General features: G+C 70.6%; 14 protein-coding genes. 6 read left to right on the forward strand and 8 right to left on the reverse strand.

The features are described from left to right. Positions 1–21: 21 nt before the first annotated feature. The 5 genes from AB0K17_RS09175 to AB0K17_RS09195 all read right to left on the reverse strand — a co-directional run bounded on the left by AB0K17_RS09175 (position 22) and on the right by AB0K17_RS09195 (position 3,735). Positions 22–1,161, reverse strand: coding sequence for a DUF475 domain-containing protein (locus tag AB0K17_RS09175; protein ID WP_365982619.1), 1,140 nt, complete (start codon positions 1,159–1,161; stop codon positions 22–24). A 48-nt stretch (positions 1,162–1,209) separates the two neighbouring features. Beyond that, entirely contained in the window at positions 1,210–1,785 is a 576-nt protein-coding gene (locus tag AB0K17_RS09180; protein ID WP_365967146.1) for a TerD family protein, read from the reverse strand. A gap of 118 nt (positions 1,786–1,903) precedes the next feature. After that, the gene (locus AB0K17_RS09185; RefSeq protein WP_365967145.1) at positions 1,904–2,479 is read right to left on the reverse strand and encodes a TerD family protein; all 576 of its coding nucleotides are present in this window, start codon (positions 2,477–2,479) and stop codon (positions 1,904–1,906) included. Between the two features lie 182 nt (positions 2,480–2,661). Further along, a complete protein-coding gene (locus tag AB0K17_RS09190; RefSeq protein ID WP_365967144.1) occupies positions 2,662–3,120 on the reverse strand; it encodes a peroxiredoxin in 459 nt (152 codons plus the stop codon). 192 nt (positions 3,121–3,312) lie between these two features. After that, positions 3,313–3,735: a DUF3052 domain-containing protein gene (locus tag AB0K17_RS09195; protein WP_365967143.1), complete on the reverse strand. Its 423-nt coding sequence runs from the start codon at positions 3,733–3,735 to the stop codon at positions 3,313–3,315. Between the two features lie 472 nt (positions 3,736–4,207). On the opposite strand from AB0K17_RS09195, the gene aceE reads away from it, so the two are divergent. Then, complete coding sequence (aceE, locus tag AB0K17_RS09200; protein WP_365967142.1) at positions 4,208–6,940, forward strand: pyruvate dehydrogenase (acetyl-transferring), homodimeric type; 2,733 nt, start codon at positions 4,208–4,210, stop codon at positions 6,938–6,940. An 85-nt stretch (positions 6,941–7,025) separates the two neighbouring features. On the opposite strand, the gene AB0K17_RS09205 is transcribed toward aceE, so the two are convergent. Together AB0K17_RS09205 and AB0K17_RS09210 are read right to left on the reverse strand one after the other, a co-directional pair. Then, positions 7,026–7,394 carry a peptidase inhibitor family I36 protein gene (locus AB0K17_RS09205; protein WP_365967165.1) on the reverse strand — a complete coding sequence of 123 codons (369 nt, stop codon included), beginning with the start codon at positions 7,392–7,394 and terminating at the stop codon, positions 7,026–7,028. 105 nt (positions 7,395–7,499) lie between these two features. Beyond that, entirely contained in the window at positions 7,500–9,092 is a 1,593-nt protein-coding gene (locus AB0K17_RS09210) for an MFS transporter (protein WP_365982620.1), read from the reverse strand. Positions 9,093–9,174: 82 nt separating this feature from the next. Here AB0K17_RS09210 and AB0K17_RS09215 point away from each other — a divergent pair, with 82 nt between their 5' ends. From AB0K17_RS09215 to AB0K17_RS09235, 5 genes are all read left to right on the forward strand, one after another. Beyond that, entirely contained in the window at positions 9,175–9,825 is a 651-nt protein-coding gene (locus AB0K17_RS09215) for a TetR family transcriptional regulator (protein WP_365967140.1), read from the forward strand. A 110-nt stretch (positions 9,826–9,935) separates the two neighbouring features. Then, positions 9,936–11,183 (forward strand): alpha/beta hydrolase, encoded by a 1,248-nt coding sequence (locus AB0K17_RS09220; protein WP_365982621.1) that lies wholly within the window; start codon positions 9,936–9,938, stop codon positions 11,181–11,183. Between the two features lie 65 nt (positions 11,184–11,248). Next, on the forward strand, positions 11,249–12,109 hold the full coding sequence (locus tag AB0K17_RS09225; protein ID WP_365982622.1) for a DUF4429 domain-containing protein: 861 nt from the start codon (positions 11,249–11,251) through the stop codon (positions 12,107–12,109). Positions 12,110–12,206: 97 nt separating this feature from the next. Beyond that, entirely contained in the window at positions 12,207–13,514 is a 1,308-nt protein-coding gene (locus AB0K17_RS09230; RefSeq protein WP_365982623.1) for a histidine kinase, read from the forward strand. Then, complete coding sequence (locus tag AB0K17_RS09235; protein WP_365967136.1) at positions 13,511–14,188, forward strand: response regulator transcription factor; 678 nt, start codon at positions 13,511–13,513, stop codon at positions 14,186–14,188. The genes AB0K17_RS09230 and AB0K17_RS09235 overlap by 4 nt, the downstream gene beginning before the upstream one ends. A gap of 212 nt (positions 14,189–14,400) precedes the next feature. Here the strand turns inward: AB0K17_RS09235 and AB0K17_RS09240 are convergent, their stop codons facing one another. Next, on the reverse strand, positions 14,401–15,420 hold the full coding sequence (locus tag AB0K17_RS09240; protein WP_365967135.1) for an aldo/keto reductase: 1,020 nt from the start codon (positions 15,418–15,420) through the stop codon (positions 14,401–14,403). Positions 15,421–15,427 lie beyond the last annotated feature (7 nt).

Raw genomic sequence — 15,427 nt, forward strand, 5'->3', positions numbered from 1 at the left:
GTTCCCTCAAATGTGCCGGGGTCACACCCCGGAGGGAACCTCGGCCTTCGGGCCGGAGCCCTCCCCGGCCGCCGCCTCCTTGCGGTTGCGCACCACCGAGGAGAGGAACGACAGGCCGATGAGCACCACACCGACGAGACCGGTGATGACGTCGTTGATCTCGTACTTGATGCTGATCAGCAGGATGACGGCCAGCGCGCCGATGGCGTAGTGCGCGCCGTGCTCCAGATACACGTAGTCGTCCAGGGTGCCCTTGCGGACGAGGAAGACGGTCAGGGAGCGGATGTACATCGCGCCGATGCCGAGGCCGAGCGCCATCTCGAAGATGTCGTTGGTGATGGCGAAGGCACCGATGACGCCGTCGAAGGAGAACGAGGCGTCGATGACCTCAAGGTAGAGGAACATGAAGAAGGCGGCCTTGCCGGCCAGGCCCACGACGGAGGCGCCGCTCTTCGCGGGGGCCTTGGACGCGGCCTCCTCGTCGGCCTCCTCCTGCTCCTCCAGACGGTTCTCGAAGAAGTCGGAGATGCCACCGACCACCAGGTACGTCACCAGGCCGCCGATGCCGGCGAGCAGGACGGTGCTGGCCTTGTCGATGGTGCCCTCGCCGCCGTGGACCGGGACGGCCGTGGCGACGGTGGTCGCCGCGATCAGCAGGGCGACCAGGGCGACGACGGTGGAGAGGGTCTCCAGCTTGCCCAGCTTGGCCAGCGGCTTCTCCAGCCAGCCCAGCCACCTGATGTCCCGGTCCTCGAAGATGAAGTCAAGGAAGATCATCAGCAGGAACACGCCACCGAAGGCGGCGATGGCGGGGTGGGCGCCGGTGACCAGCTGCTCGTAGCGGTCGTGGTCCTCCAGCGCGACCCGCACCGCCTCGAGGGGGCTGAGCTTGGCGGTGATGGCGACGATCACGACCGGGAAGACGAGCCGCATGCCGAAGACGGCGATGAGGATGCCCACGGTCAGGAAGATCCGCTGCCAGAAGGCGTTCATCTTGCGCAGGATGCCCGCGTTGATGACCGCGTTGTCGAAGGAGAGCGAGATCTCGAGGACGGAGAGGATCGCGACGACCGCCAGCCCCTGCCACCCCCACAGAAAGCCGGCCAGGGCCAGTCCGACCGCCGTGACGGCCAGCGACCAGCCGAAGGTTTTCAGGAGCACTGGCTACCCAATCCTTTGCTGTACGGGGAGGTCCGCGCGGACGCGGCTTTACGAAACGTTGACCCCGAAGTCTAGGGCGATGCCTCGCAGCCCCGACGCGTACCCCTGACCCACGGCCCGGAACTTCCATTCGCCGTTGTAGCGGTAGACCTCGCCGAAGATCATCGCCGTCTCGGTGGAGGCGTCCTCGCTGAGGTCGTAACGGGCCAGCTCGCTGCCGTCGGCCTGGTTGACCACGCGGATGTAGGCGTTGGAGACCTGGCCGAAGCTCTGGCCGCGCACGTCCGCCTCGTGGATGGAGACCGGGAAAACGATCTTGTCGCAGGCGGCCGGCACCTTGGCGAGGTCGACCAGGATGGACTCGTCGTCACCCTCGCCCTCACCGGTGAGGTTGTCACCGGTGTGCTCGACCGAGCCGTCCGGGCTCTTGAGGTTGTTGTAGAAGACGAAGTACTCGTCGCCGAGCACCCGGCCCGCGGCGCACAGCAGGGCGCTGGCGTCGAGGTCGAAGGGGGCGCCCGTGGTGGAGCGCGCGTCCCAGCCGAGGCCGATGGTGATGTTGGTCAGGTTCGGCGCGGCCTTGGAGAGGGAGACGTTGCCTCCCTTGGCGAGCGTGACACCCATGTGCAGCTTCCTCCCCGAGTTTGCGGTGTTGCCCGAGATGACGGTGATTCTCGGTGCACGTCCGGCGCCGCACTCCCCGGACGGGGCGTACGGCGCCGGAGCGGTGGCGTGGCGGACGTCAGACGTTCACGCCGAAGTCCTGGGCGATGCCGCGCAGACCCGAGGCGTAGCCCTGGCCGATGGCCCGGAACTTCCACTCGGCGCCGTGGCGGTAGAGCTCGCCGAAGACCATGGCGGTCTCGGTGGAGGCGTCCTCGCTGAGGTCGTAGCGGGCCAGCTCGGTGTTGTCGGCCTGGTTGACCACGCGGATGTAGGCGTTGCGCACCTGGCCGAAGCTCTGCTGGCGGGCCTCGGCCTCGTAGATCGAGACCGGGAAGACGATCTTGGCGACGTCGGCCGGCACGGCGGCGAGGTTCACCTTGATCGTCTCGTCGTCGCCCTCGCCCTCACCGGTGAGGTTGTCGCCGGTGTGCTCGACCGAGCCGTCGGGGCTCTTGAGGTTGTTGAAGAACACGAAGTTCTGGTCGTTGGCAACCTTGCCCTGGTCGTTGGTCAGCAGCGCGCTGGCGTCCAGGTCGAAGTCCGTACCGGTGGTCGTACGGGCGTCCCAGCCGAGACCGACGACGACCGCGGTCAGGTTCGGGGCCGCCTTGGTCAGCGAGACGTTGCCGCCCTTGCTGAGACTGACTCCCACGAGTCCTCCATTGGTTCGAGGGGCCAGGCGTTTCCCGCGCCCCCGGTTGTGCGATGGCACCCGATCAACGTGTGGATCCTAGTGACCGGTTCCCGGCGTCGACAGGGTCTTGCACCAAGGACGCCCGGGACGCCGGGCAGGGTTGCCCCAGGCGTCCCGGGAGTGCACTGGCGACGGCGCGCTCAGAGCGCGGCGAGCGCCTTGGTGTACTCGTTCAGGTCACGTGCGTCGGGCAGACCGTTGACGATCGTCCAGCGCACGACACCGTCCTTGTCGATGACGAAGGTGCCGCGCAGGGCGCAGCCCTTCTCCTCGTCGAAGACGCCGTAGGCGCGGCTGGCCTCGCCGTGCGGCCAGAAGTCCGACAGCAGCGGGTACTCCAGGCCCTCCTGCTCGGCGAAGACGCGCAGGGAGAACGGGGAGTCGTTGGAGACGGCGAGCAGCTGCACGTCGTCGTTGACGAACTTCGGCAGCTCGTCGCGCAGGGCGCACAGCTCGCCGGTGCACACGCCGGTGAAGGCGAAGGGGTAGAAGAGCAGGACGACGTTCTTCTCGCCCCGGAAGTCGGAGAGCCGGACGGTCTCGCCGTGCTGGTTCTTCAGCTCGAAGTCCGGAGCCTTGTCGCCTACGGCGATTGCCATGGGGAACACCTTTCTGGTGACGGGACCTGTCGGCAGGCTCAGTCTGTCACTGCGCTCCCGGGGAAATCACCGGACCCCCGGGGAACGACATCCGCCCGAAACGCCGGCACCCCCGGTGACGAGGGTCACCGGGGGTGCTCGTGCCCGACGCTTCGGCCTGCGGCCGGGGGCGGGGCGGGGTGTCTGCGGGGGCTAGCGCTTGGGCGCGGCCAGCCGGGTGCCGCTCCAGTCCTTGGCCACGGAGATGCTCTTGGTCTGGGAAAGCCCGGCAGTCTGCGCGGCGTCCTGGATATCGCTCGGCTCGATGTAGCCGTCGCGCCCCGTCTTGGGGGTCAGCAGCCAGATGTTGCCGCCGTCGTCGAGGAAGCCGATGGCATCCACCAGCGCGTCCGTGAGGTCGCCGTCCTCGTCCCGGAACCACAGCAGGACGACGTCGGCCACGTCGTCGTAGTCCTCGTCGACGAGTTCCTGACCGATGACGGACTCGATACCCTCACGGAGATCATGATCGACGTCGTCGTCGTAACCGATCTCCTGGACCACCTGTCCGGGCTCGAACCCCAGCCTGGCGGCGGGGTTGCTCCGCTCCTCCGCGTGGTCCGCGGTCGCGCTCACGGATTGTCTCCTGTCATGTTTCGGGAAATTGTCTTGTGCTCCTCGCGTACGCAAGGCATTGGGCGTAGTCCACACGTGCCGGACCGATCGCGCAAGTACCCGGCCATGGGGACCGCCGAAACGTTGACGGACGCGGACGTCTCATGGCAACTCCAACCATCGGAGCGCAAGCACATGTGATTCACGTCACAGTATGATGCCGGGTTTGCGAAGTTACTCCCCGCAATGACGACCCTCGGGGCCGAACGGCCGTACGCGAGCACCCTGCATTGGGGGCGTATGGTTGCGATTCGGCGCCCGAGGCGACCAACGCCGGGCGCCACCCGACATCAGAACGATTCGTCTCGCTCTGCGGTGGTTACCACCCAGTAGAGATGACGTTTCCGCCGCCGCGGTCCACGATGGGAGCCGGCGCGACATATAGACAGTGTTGACCGCGTGCGCGGCACGACCCGAACAACGAAGGAACAGCGTGGCTTCCGGATCCGATCGCAACCCGATCATCATTGGCGGTCTTCCCAGCCAGGTCCCGGACTTCGATCCCGAAGAGACCCAGGAATGGCTCGACTCGCTCGACGCGGCTGTCGATGAGCGAGGCCGGGAACGTGCCCGCTACCTCATGCTCCGCCTGATCGAGCGGGCCCGTGAGAAGCGCGTGGCCGTGCCCGAGATGCGCAGCACGGACTACGTCAACACCATCGCGACCAAGGACGAGCCGTTCTTCCCCGGCAACGAGGAGATCGAGCGCAAGATCCTGAACGCGACCCGCTGGAACGCGGCCGTCATGGTCTCGCGCGCCCAGCGCCCGGGCATCGGCGTCGGCGGCCACATCGCCACCTTCGCCTCCTCCGCCTCGCTGTACGACGTGGGCTTCAACCACTTCTTCCGCGGCAAGGACGGCGGCGACGGCGGCGACCAGATCTTCTTCCAGGGCCACGCCTCCCCCGGTGTCTACGCGCGCGCGTTCCTGCTGGACCGACTCTCCGAGCAGCAGCTGGACGCCTTCCGCCAGGAGAAGTCGAAGGCCCCGTACGGCCTGTCCAGCTACCCGCACCCGCGCCTGATGCCGGACTTCTGGGAGTTCCCGACCGTCTCGATGGGCCTCGGCCCGCTCGGCGCGATCTACCAGGCCCGCATGAACCGCTACATGGAGGCGCGCGGCATCGCCGACACCTCCAAGTCCCACGTTTGGGCGTTCCTGGGCGACGGCGAGATGGACGAGCCGGAGTCGCTCGGCCAGCTGTCCCTGGCCGCGCGCGAGGGCCTGGACAACCTGACCTTCGTCGTCAACTGCAACCTGCAGCGCCTCGACGGCCCGGTCCGCGGCAACGGCAAGATCATGCAGGAGCTGGAGTCGCAGTTCCGCGGCGCCGGCTGGAACGTGATCAAGCTGGTGTGGGACCGCTCCTGGGACCCGCTGCTGGCCCAGGACCGCGACGGCATCCTGGTCAACAAGCTCAACAGCACCCCCGACGGCCAGTTCCAGACGTACGCCACCGAGACCGGTGCGTACATCCGCGAGCACTTCTTCGGCGACGACCACCGTCTGCGCAAGATGGTCGAGGGCATGACCGACGACCAGATCCTGCACCTGGGTCGCGGCGGCCACGACCACAAGAAGATCTACGCGGCCTACGCGGCGGCCAAGGCCCACAAGGGCCAGCCGACCGTGATCCTGGCCCAGACGGTCAAGGGCTGGACGCTCGGCCCGAACTTCGAGGGCCGCAACGCGACCCACCAGATGAAGAAGCTCACGGTCGAGGACCTCAAGCGCTTCCGTGACCGTCTCCACATCCCGATCTCCGACAAGGAGCTGGAGTCCGGCCTGCCGCCGTACTACCACCCGGGCAAGGACTCGGAAGAGATCCAGTACATGCACGACCGCCGCAAGGCGCTCGGCGGGTACGTGCCCACCCGTGTCGACCGCTCCAAGCCGCTCGTCCTGCCGGGCGACAAGGCCTACGCGCCGACGAAGAAGGGCTCCGGCCAGCAGGCGATCGCCACCACCATGGCCTTCGTCCGCCTGCTGAAGGACCTCATGCGGGACAAGGAGATCGGCAAGCGCTTCGTGCCGATCGCGCCCGACGAGTACCGCACCTTCGGCATGGACTCGCTGTTCCCCTCGGCGAAGATCTACAACCCGCTGGGCCAGCAGTACGAAGCCGTGGACCGCGAGCTGCTGCTGGCGTACAAGGAGTCCCCGACCGGTCAGATGCTGCACGACGGCATCTCCGAGGCGGGCTGCACCGCGTCGCTGATCGCCGCCGGCTCCGCCTACGCCACGCACGGCGAGCCGCTGATCCCGATCTACGTCTTCTACTCGATGTTCGGGTTCCAGCGCACCGGCGACCAGTTCTGGCAGATGGCCGACCAGCTGGCCCGCGGCTTCGTCCTCGGCGCCACCGCCGGTCGCACCACCCTGACCGGTGAGGGCCTGCAGCACGCCGACGGCCACTCGCACCTGCTGGCCTCGACCAACCCGGCCGTCGTCGCGTACGACCCGGCGTTCGGCTTCGAGATCGCGCACATCGTCCAGGACGGTCTCCGCCGTATGTACGGGGAGAACGCGGAGGACATCTTCTACTACCTCACCGTCTACAACGAGCCGATCCAGCACCCGGCCGAGCCGGAGAACGTGGACGCCGAGGGCATCCTCAAGGGGCTGTACCGCTTCAAGCAGGGCGAGGCGGGCGCCATCCCGGCGCAGATCATGGCCTCCGGTGTGGCCGTGCCGTGGGCCATCGAGGCCCAGCGCATCCTCGCCGAGGAGTGGAACGTCAAGGCGGACGTCTGGTCGGCGACCTCCTGGAACGAGCTGCGCCGCGACGCCATCGAGGTCGAGGAGCACAACCTGCTCCACCCCGAGGAGGAGCAGCGCGTCCCGTACGTGACGAAGAAGCTCACCGGCGCCGAGGGCCCGAAGGTCGCCGTGTCCGACTGGATGCGCGCCGTTCCGGACCAGATCGCCCGCTGGGTGCCCGGCACGTACTCCTCGCTGGGTGCGGACGGCTTCGGCTTCGCCGACACGCGGGGCGCTGCGCGCCGCTACTTCCACATCGACGCGCAGTCGATCGTGCTGGCGGTGCTCACGGAGCTGGCCAAGGAGGGCAAGATCGACCGCTCTGCGCTCAAGCAGGCGATCGACCGCTACGAGCTGCTCGACGTGGCCGCCGCCGACCCCGGCGCGGCCGGTGGTGACGCCTAAGCGCTCGCGCTGACGGTCAGCCGACATACGACCGCGGCCCCAGCCGGTTCAACCGGCTGGGGCCGCGGTCGTTCTGTTGGGAGGTTCAGCGCTCCCAGACCTTGTACGCACGCACCACGTACGGCGACTCCGGTGCCCACGTGCCCGACGGGTACGTCTGGAACTCACCCGTCTCGCCGCATGTGGCGCTCTGGTACGTCGTCACCGGGTGCCCCGTCCGGTTGGCCAGCGACAGTGCCGAGGCGCCCTCGGGCAGCGGCACGCAGCTCTCCGTCGTCGTGCCCTCCAGCTCGGCCACCTGCGCCTGCCCCTTGAAGTGGGCCTTCGGCCACAGGCACAGCTGGCCTGCCGCGCAGGCGCCGGTCCGCTGTGCGGACCCGGCGCTCGCGGCCGGTGCGAGCGCCAGGACCACCGTCCCGGCCAGGCCCACGGCTACAGCGGCAGCATGAAACATACGCATTGCGCATCACTCCCCCACTCGGTCGATGTGAGGAGTCTTGTGCCCGCACGTGCCGTTGCCAAGGGTGGTCAACCGGTCACGCCCTGATAGGGGAAGTCGCTAGAGATGACCGGGGCCCGCCGTGTGGGCGGTGTGCTCGCCGCGCCTGGTGAACAGTGCGACCAGCGCCGCGAGCACCGCGACGCCCGCGGCCACCCGGAATCCGAGCTGCATCCCTGACACGAAAGTGTCATGGGCGACCGTGGTGATGCGCTCCGCCGCCTGCGGCGGCACCCCGGGCGGGACGGGCGCGACCCCGACCTGGACGGCGTGGCCGGCCTGCTCCATCTGTTCCGGCGTGCCCGGGCGCAGCCCGGCCCGTTCCCAGGCGCGCGGCAGCAGGTCGTCGACGCGCTGGGCCATGACGGCGCCGAGGACGGCGGTGCCGAGGGAGCCGCCGACCTGCATCGCCGCCTGTTGCAGGCCGCTGGCGACCCCCGCGTGCCGCAGCGGCGCGTTGCCGACGATGACTTCGGTGGCGCCGACCATGACGGGTGCGAGGCCGACGCCCATGAGGGCGAACCACAGCGACATGGTGGGGGTGTCCGTACCGGCGTCGAGGGTGCTCAGCCCGATGCAGGCGACGGCGGTGCTGGTCATGCCGATCACCAGGGGGATGCGCGGTCCGATCCGGGTGATCAGGGCGGCCGCGGCGGGCGAGCCGACGATCATCATTCCGGTCAGCGGCAGCAGGTGCAGTCCGGCGTCGACGGGGCTGAGCCGGTGGACGTTCTGCAGGTAGAAGGTCACGAAGAACAGTCCGCCGATGAAGGCGAAGGCCATCAGGACCATCAGGACGGTGCCGGCGGACAGCGGGAGGGAGCGGAAGAGCCCCATGGGCAGCAGGGGCTCGCGGGTGCCCCATGTCTCCCAGGCGACGAAGAGGGCGAAGAGCAGGGCGGCGACACCGAGGAAGGTCACCGTCCGCGCGTCGCCCCAGGACCAGTCGGTCGCCTTGATCAGCGCCCAGACCAGGCAGAACATCGCTCCGGAGAGCAGGACGACGCCCGGGGCGTCGAAGGTGCGGGGGGCGCCCTTCACCCGGTGGTCCTTGAGGATGACCAGGCCCAGCGCGAGGGCGAGGGCGCCGACGGGGACGTTGATGAAGAAGACGGACTGCCAGTTGACGTGTTCGACGAGCAGTCCGCCGACGATGGGGCCGCCGGCGGTGGAGGCGCCGATGACCATGCCCCATACGCCGATGGCCATGTTGAGCCGCTCGGCGGGGAAGACCGCGCGCAGCAGGCCGAGCGCGGCGGGCATCAGCAGGGCGCCGGCGAGGCCCTGGACGACGCGCAGGGCGACGACGAGCGACACGCTGCCGGAGAGGGCGATGAGTCCGGAGGAGACGGCGAAACCGGTGGTACCGATGAGGAAGACCAGCCGGTGACCGAAGCGGTCGCCGAGCCGGCCCGCCGTGATCAGCGCGACGGCGAGGGCGAGGAGGTAGGCATTGGTGATCCACTGGACGTCGGCGAGCGAGGCGCCGAGGTCTTTTTGTATGGCGGGATTGGCTATGGCGACGATCGTTCCGTCGAGCGCCACCATCATCACGCCGATCGCGACCGAGACGAGGGTCAGCCAGGGGTGTCCCCGTAATCCGTTCGGGGGCTTCAGGTCCGACGTCGCGTCGGCGACGGTGGTCTGAGTCATGCTTCCGAGATTATGGCAGTCACTGACAAGTGCCCAACGGTTCCAAGCGTCATAATCTGCCAGTTTTACGAGAGAGGCGGCCATGCAGGCGATCGAGGTCCCGGCGGAGATGCCCCCCGGTCTGCGCGAGCGCAAGAAGCGCCGGACCAGGGACGCCCTGATCCGCTCCGCGCTGGAGCTGATCGCCCGGCAGGGGTACGAGCGCACGACGGTGGACGAGATCGCCGCCGCGGCCGACGTCTCGCAGCGCACCTTCTTCCGCTACTTCGCGGGCAAGGAGGAGGTCGCGCTGTCCGTCCAGCGGATGGTGGAGGAGCACTTCTTCGAGGCGGTGTGCGCGCGGCCGGCCGCGGAGTCGCCGCTGACGGCCCTGCGCACGGCCGTACTGGCCTCCTGGGACACCATCGACCAGGCCATTCACTCGGTCGTCCCGCTGAAGCTGCACGTCAGCACCTTCCGTACGGTCCAGGAGACGCCGCAGCTGCTGGCCGCGCAGCTGCGGATGTCGGCCGAGCTGGAGGACCGGCTCACCGCGGAGATCGCCCGCCGCGAGGGGATGCCGGCCGACGACCCGCGCCCGCGGATCATCGTCGCGGCGTTCGGCGGGGTGATGCGGGAGGTCGTCAAGCGCTGGGGCGATCTCCTGGGGAGCGACAAGGAGGCGTTCCGCCGGGTCACCACCGACTACTTGGACCACATCGGTCCGGCGCTGGCGGAAAACTGGCGTTCTTGAACGGACCCTGCACGGAACACGCTCTTCCACGCCCAAATACCGTTGATTCAAACGTGAGATAGCTCACCGGATTCCCGGACGGCCTCTTTTTTCTCCTACTGTGGTCGGCGGTGACTTCCTTCCCGGAGCTCGGCTCCCCCTCCGCCATCCCCTGGGCCAACGCCTCCACGGCCTGGCGCGCACTGCTCGCGCTGGCCGTGGTGTTCGTGATGCTCGCCACAACGGGCTGGACGGCCGTCAAGGGGCACAAGGGAACCACCGACCCGCGCACCGCGGCGCTCGCGGCATGGCACCACGGCTCCATAGGCGGGCGGTCGCTGCCGCCGGCCGACGCCGAACCCACCGTCGTGGCCCGCTTCTTCGCCGCCCTCACGCAAGGCCAGCGCGAGCGGCTGGCCGACCGCTATCCGCTGGTCGTCGGCAACCTCGGCGGGGTGCCGCTCACCCTGCGCTACCGCGCCAACCGCATCGCGCTCGCCCAGGCGAGCGCGGCGGAGGAGCACCGCACCCACGACAGCGGCCTCACCCCCGGCGGCCGCTACGAGGCCGGCCGGCGCATGCACCGCTTCGAATCCCTGCTGGCCGACGGCCGGCAGGTGCTCGCCTTCGACCCGGCCGGTGACGGTCGGGTGGCCGAGGTCATCGGCGACCTCGACCGCGCCCGGCACGTCTCCGTGGTCGTCCCCGGCGTCGACACCAACGTGCTGACCTTCGAGAAGACCCAGCGCGCGTACAGCGCGCCGGTGGGCATGGCCCGCTCGCTCTACGACGCCGAGCGGAAGGCGGCCCCCGCCGCCGGGACCGCCGTCATCGCCTGGGCCGACTACACCTCCCCCGTCGGCGTCGGCATGGACGCCGCCACCGGCAAGCTCGCCGCCGAGGGCGCACTGCGCCTGCGCAAGCTGGTGCGCGCCCTGCCCGGCGACTCCCGCGTCTCGCTGTTCTGCCACAGCTACGGCTCGGTGGTGTGCGGCGTCGCCGCCCGCGACCTCTCCCCGCGCGTGACGGACGTCGCCGTCGCCGGCAGCCCCGGCATGCGCGCCGACCGCGTCTCCGACCTGCGCGCCACGGCCCGGATATGGGCGATGCGGGACGCCGACGACTGGATCCGCGGCGTGCCGCACATGGAGGTCGGCGGCCTGGGCCACGGTGCCGACCCGGTCTCCGCCGGCTTCGGCGCCCGCGTGCTGTCGGCGGCCGACGCCGAGGGCCACGCCGGCTACTTCCGTCCCGGCACCACCAGCCTGACCAACTTCGCCGACATCGGCGTCGGTGCCGTCGACGCCGTGCGGTGCGCCGGTGACAGCGGTGACTGCACGGACGGCCTGGACCGTACCGCCGCCGCCACCGCGGCCTGACGGGCTTGACGCGCGTAGCGCCACGAGGGGGGACGCCCGCGCGGGTGCCGCTTACGATGAGCGGCATGGGTGATGTGCTGACGGGTTTCCACACCGTCTGGGAGTTCGACACCGACTCCGTGCTCATCCGCTTCGAACGGGGGATCCGCACACCGAAGCTGCTGCAGGTGCTCGGCGAGCGGCGCATCCCCTACGAGGCGCTCGCGGCCGTCGAGCAGGCCCCGGGGAGACACGGCACGGTGGTGCTGCGCGCCGTGGCCAGAGCCGGCGCCGACCCACTGGTGGACGCGGCCGACGGCCAGCTCAAGGAGGGCAACGACCCCTACCGGCTGGTGCTCCCCGCCGAACGGGCCCTGCTCGCCGAGTACTTCGCCGAGCGCATACGGGCCGAGCTCGGCCCGCACGCCGCGGAGCCGGCCGAGCGGCACCTGGTGGCGGCACCGGTGCCGCCGCTGTCCTTCAAGGCCTACGACGGCAAGGCGTCCTTCGACGGATCGGCCGTCTCCTTCCGCTGGTTCTGGACCGGCGCCTCCTCCGCCAAGTGGAAGGCGGGGGACCAGCGCTTCGGCCTGGAGGAGCTCTCCGGGGTGCAGTGGCGCTCCCCCGACGCCGACGGCGGGCACCTGCGGCTGCTGCGCCGCGGCGCAGACGGCGCCCGGCCCGCCCCGGCCGACCAGGATCCGGCCGCGGTCGTCTTCGGCAGGGGCTACGGCCTGGTCCACGAGTCCCTGCCGTTCGCCGCCGCGGTCCTGCAGGCCGTCCGGGCCCGGCCCGATAGGCCGGCGCCCTGCCCCGTACCCGCCGCCCGCCCCGACCCCGGCGGCATCGCCGACCGCATCCGCCACCTCGGCGAGCTGCACCGGGCCGGGCTGCTGACCGACGACGAGTTCAGTACGAAGAAGGCCGAGCTGCTGGCGGAGCTGTGACCGCGAGCGCGTGATACCGGGGTATGAGGCCGGGCCACAGGGACGGCACCGGGGGGTGACGCGGCACGCGGGCCCGTACGCCTAGGCTGATCACGCCATGTCCCCGCTTGCCCCGCCCCTGACCCGGCCCCTCGCGTTCCTGCGCGCCCTCGTCACGCCCGCAGGGCCCCCCGTGCCGCTGCTCGGCCAGGCCCGACGCCCCTTCGTACGGCTCCTGCCGTACCTCGTCGCCTGGCTGTTCCTCGTCATCCTGCTGCCCGTCAGCGCCTACCTGCTGACCCGCGAGTACCGGCTGCAGGCCGGCCTCGCCACCCTGCTCGCGATCGCGCAGACCGCCCCGCTGATCATGGCCGTTCGCCGGCCGCTGGCCGCCTGGGCCGTCTCCTTCGGCGCCCACATCGCGGCCGCCGCGGCCGTACGCGTCGCCCAGTCGCCGCACGGACTGCCCTGGCCCTGGCCGCCGACGGCCGTCATCGGCCTGCTGCTGCTCACCCTCGCCGTCGCCGCACGCGAACGCCGCGCCACCCTGGCGGCCGTCTGGCTGGTGACCGTCCTGGCGAGCCTGGGCTTCGACGCCCTCGCCCCGGCACGGGCCGGCGGCACCTGGGTCGCGCTGGTCGTCCTCAGCGCGGTGCTGCTCCTGGTCGGCGGCGCCCTGCGCGAACGCGGCGACGCCCGGCGGGCACTCGCCGAACAGGAGACCATCAGCGAGGCCGAACGCGCCCACCGCACCCTGTTGGAGGAGCGCGCCCGCATCGCCCGCGAGCTCCACGACGTCGTCGCCCACCACATGTCCGTGATCACCGTGCAGGCCGACAGCGCGCCCTACCGGCTGAGCGGACTGACGGACGAAGCGCGCGAGGAGTTCGGCTCCATCGCCACCACCGCCCGCGAGTCCCTGACCGAGATGCGGCGCCTGCTCGGCGTCCTGCGCAGCGCCGACGCCTCCGAGGGCGGCAGCGCCGAGCGGGCGCCCCAGCCCGGCATCGCGCGCATCCCCCAGCTCGTCGAGGCGACCGTACGCTCCGGGCTGCCGGTCGAACTGACCATGCCGGACCCACTGCCGGACGGCCTGGCGCAGGCCGTCGACCTCTCCGCGTACCGCATCGTGCAGGAGGCCCTCGCCAACGCCGTGCGGCACGCCCCCGGCGCGGCCACCAGCGTGTCCGTCTCGGTGACCGACGGCACCGACCTGATGCTCCTGGTCGTCAACGCCGCCCCCGCCGACCCGCACGCCGCCCCCCTGGAGAGCGGCGGCACCGGCCACGGCCTGGTCGGCATGCGCGAACGCGTCCGCCTGGTCGGCGGCACCCTCGACGCCGGCCCCCTGCCCGAGGGCGGCTTCCGGGTCGCGGCCCGGCTGCCGCTGACCCCCCAGGCCCCCACAGCGAAGGAAGCCCGTTGACCATCCGAGTGATCATCGTCGACGACCAGGCCATGGTCCGGGCGGGCTTCGCCGCGCTCCTTGCCGCCCAGAGCGACATCGACGTCGTCGGCGACGCACCGGACGGCCGGCAGGGCGTCGAACTCGGCCGCCGCCTGCACCCCGACGTGGTGCTCATGGACGTGCGCATGCCGGAAATGGACGGCCTGGAGGCCGCCCGGCAACTGCTCGACCCGCCCCGCGGGGTCGAACACCGGCCCAAGGTGCTGATGCTCACCACCTTCGACGTCGACGACTACGTCTACGAGGCGCTGCGCGCCGGCGCCTCCGGCTTCCTCCTCAAGGACGCGCCCCCGGCGGACCTCATCTCCGCCGTACGCGTGGTGGCGGCGGGCGAGGCCCTCCTCGCCCCCTCCGTCACCCGCCGGCTGATCGCCGACTTCGCCAAGCGCCCGGCCCCCCGCCGCCGCACCCGCTCCGTCCGCCTGAACGGGCTGACGCCACGGGAGACGGAGGTGCTGTCGCTGATCGCCCGCGGACTGTCGAACCAGGAGATCGCGGCACAGCTGGTGCTGGCGGAGCAGACGGTCAAGACGCACGTGGGGCGGGTGCTGGGGAAGCTGGGGCTGCGCGACCGGGCGCAGGCGGTGGTCTTCGCCTACGAGTCGGGGCTGGTAGCCCCGGGCGAGGAGTAGGCGCCCCGTAGGGGTGAGCGACCCGTCGGGCGGCTCCACGGCGCCCCGTAGGGGCGCGGGGAACTGCGCGACAAGCCACGACGCGCCCGCACAGGGGGTGCCGGGGTGGCACGTCGGCTGCAGGCCGCCGGTGGCTGATCGCGCCCACGCGGCGCAGCCGCAGATCGACACCGTCCCGCGCCCCTTGCGGGGCACAGCCCCGCTGGCAGGCGTCAGTCGCGGCCCGCCGACGTGAAGGACATGTCCGGGTAGCGGTCGCCCGCGACCTTCGACGCGATCGGCTCCAGCTCCACCAGCTCCGCGTCCGTCAGCTCCAGCCGCGTCGCGGCCACGTTCTCCTCCAGGCGGGAACGCTTGCGCGTGCCCGGGATCGGCACGACCGCCAGGCCCTCGGCCTGCGCCCGCTGCTGCACCCACGCCAGTGCCACCTGCGCCGGCGTGGCGCCGTGGGTCTCGGCGATGCGCCGCACCGGCTCCAGCAGTGCCGCGTTCGCGGCCGCGTTGTCGCCGGTGAAGCGCGGCTGCGTGCGCCGCCAGTCGTCCTGCGTGAGGTCCTTGTTCGCGTCGACGAACGATCCCGTCAGGAAGCCGCGCCCGAGCGGGGAGTACGGCACCAGCGCGACGCCGAGCTCGCGTGCCGCCGGTACGACGTTCGCCTCGATGTCGCGGCTGAACAGCGACCACTCGGACTGCACGGCCGCGATCGGGTGGATGGCGTGCGCCTCGCGCAGTTCACTGCCCGTCACCTCGCTCAGGCCCAGGTGCTTGACCTTGCCCTCGCGTACGAGCTCGGCCATCGTGCCGACCGACTCCTCCAGCGGGACGTCGGGGTTGCGGCGGTGCATGTAGTACAGGTCGATCTCGTCGACGCCGAGGCGGCGCAGGCTGCCCTCGACGGACTGGCGGATGTAGGCGGCGTCGTTGCGGATAATGCGCTCCGCCGGGTTCTCCGGGTTGGCGACGATGGCGAACTTGGTGGCCAGCACGACCTGTTCGCGGTGCGCCCGGACGAACGGCGCGATGAACTTCTCGTTCTCGCCGAAGCCGTACATGTCGGCGGTGTCGAAGAGCGTGACGCCCAGCTCCAGCGCCCGCTCCAGCGTGGCGCGGGCCTCGTCCTCGTCGGTGGTCGGCCCGTAGGCGAAGCTCATGCCCATGCAGCCCAGGCCCTGGACGCCGACCTCGGGGCCGTCCGTGCCGAGCCGCACGCTTGCGATCTTGTCGTTGCTCATGTGTACG

It is taken from the genome of Streptomyces sp. NPDC049585 (assembly GCF_040675615.1).
Lineage (GTDB): Bacteria > Actinomycetota > Actinomycetes > Streptomycetales > Streptomycetaceae > Streptomyces > Streptomyces luteosporeus.

Bases quoted from the DNA above. Each gene is read 5' to 3' on its own strand.
- AB0K17_RS09190 (WP_365967144.1), bottom strand. From the start codon at position 3,120: ATGGCAATCGCCGTAGGCGACAAGGCTCCGGACTTCGAGCTGAAGAAC.
- AB0K17_RS09215 (WP_365967140.1), top strand. From the start codon at position 9,175: ATGCAGGCGATCGAGGTCCCGGCGGAGATGCCCCCCGGTCTGCGCGAG.
- AB0K17_RS09205 (WP_365967165.1), bottom strand. From the start codon at position 7,394: ATGTTTCATGCTGCCGCTGTAGCCGTGGGCCTGGCCGGGACGGTGGTC.
- AB0K17_RS09180 (WP_365967146.1), bottom strand. From the start codon at position 1,785: ATGGGTGTCACGCTCGCCAAGGGAGGCAACGTCTCCCTCTCCAAGGCC.
- AB0K17_RS09230 (WP_365982623.1), top strand. From the start codon at position 12,207: ATGTCCCCGCTTGCCCCGCCCCTGACCCGGCCCCTCGCGTTCCTGCGC.
- AB0K17_RS09240 (WP_365967135.1), bottom strand. From the start codon at position 15,420: ATGAGCAACGACAAGATCGCAAGCGTGCGGCTCGGCACGGACGGCCCC.
- AB0K17_RS09210 (WP_365982620.1), bottom strand. From the start codon at position 9,092: ATGACTCAGACCACCGTCGCCGACGCGACGTCGGACCTGAAGCCCCCG.
- AB0K17_RS09225 (WP_365982622.1), top strand. From the start codon at position 11,249: ATGGGTGATGTGCTGACGGGTTTCCACACCGTCTGGGAGTTCGACACC.